The 4,435-nt window shown below is 37.5% G+C and carries 5 protein-coding genes; all 5 read right to left on the minus strand.

Translation table 11 applies throughout. The annotated features are described in order from the left end of the window. Positions 1-301: AAA family ATPase (locus tag AC1WHX_RS10715; protein ID WP_481229326.1), on the minus strand; the 301-nt coding region annotated here is incomplete at its 3' end. A 10-nt stretch (positions 302-311) separates the two neighbouring features. Continuing rightward, positions 312-1,214 carry a type IX secretion system protein PorD gene (porD, locus tag AC1WHX_RS10720; RefSeq protein WP_122337340.1) on the minus strand — a complete coding sequence of 301 codons (903 nt, stop codon included), beginning with the start codon at positions 1,212-1,214 and terminating at the stop codon, positions 312-314. A 14-nt stretch (positions 1,215-1,228) separates the two neighbouring features. Then, complete coding sequence (coaBC, locus tag AC1WHX_RS10725; protein ID WP_122337352.1) at positions 1,229-2,425, minus strand: bifunctional phosphopantothenoylcysteine decarboxylase/phosphopantothenate--cysteine ligase CoaBC; 1,197 nt, start codon at positions 2,423-2,425, stop codon at positions 1,229-1,231. A 98-nt stretch (positions 2,426-2,523) separates the two neighbouring features. After that, positions 2,524-3,291, minus strand: a complete 768-nt coding sequence (locus AC1WHX_RS10730) for a 3'-5' exonuclease (RefSeq protein WP_009319232.1) — start codon at positions 3,289-3,291, stop codon at positions 2,524-2,526. A gap of 16 nt (positions 3,292-3,307) precedes the next feature. After that, a complete protein-coding gene (gene dnaN, locus AC1WHX_RS10735) occupies positions 3,308-4,435 on the minus strand; it encodes a DNA polymerase III subunit beta (protein WP_009319231.1) in 1,128 nt (375 codons plus the stop codon).

Consider the following 4,435-nt stretch of genomic DNA (forward strand, 5'->3'; position numbering starts at 1 on the left):
CTGACGCCTGCATCTCACGTCTTAAAATACAATTTTCAGGATCATATTCCAAATCATTATATTCAAAAAGCGATCGTAATGAATAGGCAGAAATATCGAAGAAGCCTTCGATAACCGCCTTTGTCGCCCCAGATTTTACAGCTTTACTATCTGCCCTTTGCCCCAATAGAAGAGAAAGAGCTCCTAAAATAATTGATTTACCAGCCCCTGTTTCTCCCGTAACAACTGAAAAACCGGAATAAAAATCAATATCTAATGCATCAATGAGTGCATAATTGCGAATAGACAATTTTCGAATCATAGTTATTCTATTAGCGACTTTCCTCGCGAATTGCTTTCAAACGACTGTTTTCGGTAGGATATATACCAATCAAAATTTTATAAATATCTTCTTTTTCTTGCTGTGGGGCTTTAGAATATATATTAATTACTTCATCCAACTTGCTGTCGCTGAATATAGGCAATACCACCGAAGTAGAAGATTCGGAACGAACCTCTTTCAATTGATTGATAGCCTCTGTTATTTTAGCTCGCCCCTTATCCGCACTGACAGTCATCTCGTCCAGGCCTTTCCGATGATATGTGTACCACAATTGGCGGAATAATGCAGTTCGAGGTTCAATAAAAGCCGACATTAAAGCATGACGATTACGATTACTCTCAAAAGCTTTCCATCCGATTTCCATAGAAGATTGTCCCATCGCTACAATTTTTTCCGCCTTTTGGAAAAATACCGTTCCTCCTTCGGGAGAGAAACTGTCAAAATCCAATCCCAGAATCATATACACATAAAAATCTATCACTGCAGTAAGATTGCTCTCTAATGTATTTTCATTATATACCAAAGGTTCATACTCTTGATAATTAAATTCAAATTCCGTATCCCTAAAATTAAGCATTGCCGTAGAATAGGACGCATTATAAACCGGACGTCTCGATTGCACTTGCAAATCGCATTTATACCGATTATCTTCCACTTCATTTACTGTAAACAAAAAAGTACATTCGATACGCTCGTTATTAGAAATTTGAGCATTACTCCATTTCCGATTATTAATATATTCCGAAATAGCTTGTTCTAACGTAGTAAAAACCTGCTTATTGGTACCTTGTATTTTATCGCTGTTGACTTGTACCCGACAATTTAATTCTTGTGCCGACAAAAAAGACGACAAAAGTAAAAAACACATGATAAAAAAAGATACTCGTTTCATTCTTTATTCTCCTGTTATTTCATATATCCGGATAAAACCGATATTATATCGGATGCCACTTCTTTTTTAGGCTTAACTTCAAACGGAATTTTTTCCCCGTCTCTTGTTAATATCGTAACTTTATTCGTATCGCACCGAAATCCTGCTCCGGCATCCTTCAATGAATTCAAAACAATAAAATCTAAATTCTTCCGCTTCATCTTCAACCGTGCATGCTCTTCTTCATTATCAGTCTCCAAAGCAAAACCCGCCAACACTTGATTCTGACGCTTTATCTTTCCTAAAGCAGCCGCAATGTCCGGATTTGGCTGCAAACGTAAGACTATATCATCTCCCGAACGTTTTATCTTTATATCACTACAATGATCTGGAGCATAATCGGCAACGGCCGCACACATTATCGCAGCATCAGCACCGGGATATTCTCTTAATGCGACATCATACATTTCCCGAGCAGATTCAACATCAATTCTACGGATCGAAGAATGATATGCTTTTAAAGAGACCGGACCTGCTATCAAAGTAACTTCTGCCCCCCTTGCTGCACACTCTTCGGCTAAAGCAAAACCCATCTTTCCAGAAGAGTAGTTACCTATAAAACGTACAGGATCGATCTTTTCATATGTTGGCCCGGCAGTTATTATAATTTTTTTTCCTGCCAACTCTTGCTGGACAGAAAAAAAGTTTTCAATAATTGCAACAATCTTATCCGGTTCTTCCATCCGACCTTTCCCTTCAAGATGACTTGCTAATTCTCCAACTCCGGGTTCTATTATATGATTACCATACAAACGTAGTAAATCAAGATTATGCTGAGTGGACGGATGAGCAAACATATCAAGATCCATAGCTGGAGCGATAAATACAGGAGCTTTCGCAGAAAGATAAGTCGTTATCAGCATATTGTCGGCAATTCCATTTGCCATCTTTCCGATCGTGCTTGCCGTTGCCGGTGCAATAACCATCGCATCAGCCCATAACCCCAAATCGACATGGCTATGCCAAGTACCGTCATTTGCCGTAAAAAATTCACTTACTACCGGTTTACCTGTTAATGCCGACAATGTAACCGGTGTAATGAACTCCTTTCCCGCCGGTGTTATCACGACCTGAACTTCTGCTCCTTTCTTTATAAATGCACGCACCAAATATGCGGCTTTATATGCTGCAATACTTCCGGTTATACCCAATATAATTTTTTTCCCTCTCATCTCCAAAGCAATCTTTATCAGAAAAAATCTTATATAAAAAGCCCCAATATTCTCTTCACGCCAATTATTGGTAGAAAAAAATACCGGGCTTAACAATCTTATTTATTAAAGGCTCTCAATTTGATGCTAGTAATCACATTTTTAGTATTCAAAGTAAAATCACCTTGCATCATCCAGCCATAATATCCGATATCCGTTTTAAAAACTTCGGCAACAGAACGTCCTTTATATTTTCCAAAATTAAAGACCTCCTCACCTTTATCGTTATACACTATACGACCGGCAAAATCGACATTTTTATTATGAGTCGAAAATTCTGCAAGTGCAGCTACATCATTAGGTAAATTCTCATAACGATCAAGTTGTGACTTCAAAACTTCATAAGTAGCCCGTGTATCAGCCTCTGCCGTATGAGCATCATTTAAATCTTTATCACAATAGAACTTATAAGCTGCTGACAACGTACGTTGCTCCATTTTATGGAAAATAGTCTGTACATCGATCATCTTTCGCTTTGAAAGATCAATATCGACCCCTGCACGCAATAGCTCTTCGACCAAAAGAGGTATATCGAAACGGTTCGAATTATAACCAGCCAAATCGCACCCCTCAATTTCACGAGCAATCGTTTTTGCAACTTCTTTAAATGTCGGACAATTTGCAACATCAGCATCACTTATTCCATGAACGGCCGTCGATTCAGGAGGAATAGGTATTCCCGGATTAATCCGCAATGTTTTACACTCTTCTTTACCGTTAGGATATACTTTTAAATAACTTATTTCGACAATTCTATCGGTGGCAATATTAACTCCGGTTGTTTCCAAATCAAAAAAAACAATCGGATTTTTAAGATTCAGCTGCATTTAATTTCTTATTTGTTTAAAAATCGGTCAACATCATAGGCATCAGTAACATCAACAAATCTTCATTAGCCTGATTCTCTATTGGCAAAATAAGCCCCGCACGCGAAGGATCAGAAAGTTCTATAGAGACTTCCTGAGAAGAGATATTATTTAATATCTCAATAAGATATACCGATTTAAAACCGATACCCATAGAGTCTCCTGAATAACTGCAAGAAATGCTTTCTTCTGCCGATGTAGAAAAATCTATATCTTGAGCAGAAACGACAATCTGATTTTCACTCAACTGCAATTTCACCAAATTACTCGCCTGATTAGAAAATACGGATACACGACGCAATACATTTGTAAATAAAGCCCTGTCGATAATCAATCTATTGGGATTATTTTGAGGTATTACCGATGCGTAATTAGGGTAACGGCCTTCAATAAGACGACAATTCAAAACAAAATTCGATAATGTAAAGCATGCATTCTTATCATCAAAAGAGACCGTTACATCTCCGGCTTCTTTGGGTAAAATATTTTTTAAAAGATTTGCCGGTTTTTTGGGAAGAATAAACGATGCCTGGATTCCGGATTGTACCGAATCATTTTTACAACGAACCAACTTATGACTATCTGAAGCTACAAAAACAATATCCTCAGGATGAATATCCATACAGATACCATTCATTATCGGACGCAATTCATCATCAGCCGTAGCAAATATCGTGCGATTAATTCCATTCAACAATACCTGTGAACTGATAGAAAATGTTTTTGCCGTATCACTCAACGGAGATTTTTGAGGATACTCATCGCCATTCACACCAATAAAATTATACTTACCATTTTGAAAATACAAAAATATCTCCAAATTCTCATCATTGATCTCAAATGTCAAAGGCTGATCGGGCAATTCTTTTAACGGCTCCAACAAAATTTTTGCAGAAACAGCAAATAACCCTTGCCCTTCGGCTTCCAAAACTTCTATTGTGGTAGTCATAGTGGTTTCTTGATCCGATGCTGTCATGGTCAATGAATTACCTTCGAGCCGAAATAAAAAATTATCAAGAATAGCCATAGAGTTTTTTGTATTTATCACTCGACTGATCGCTTGCAAATGAGATAATAAAGCTGTGCTTGATACAATAAATTTCAT

Source organism: Coprobacter sp. (assembly GCF_982436375.1).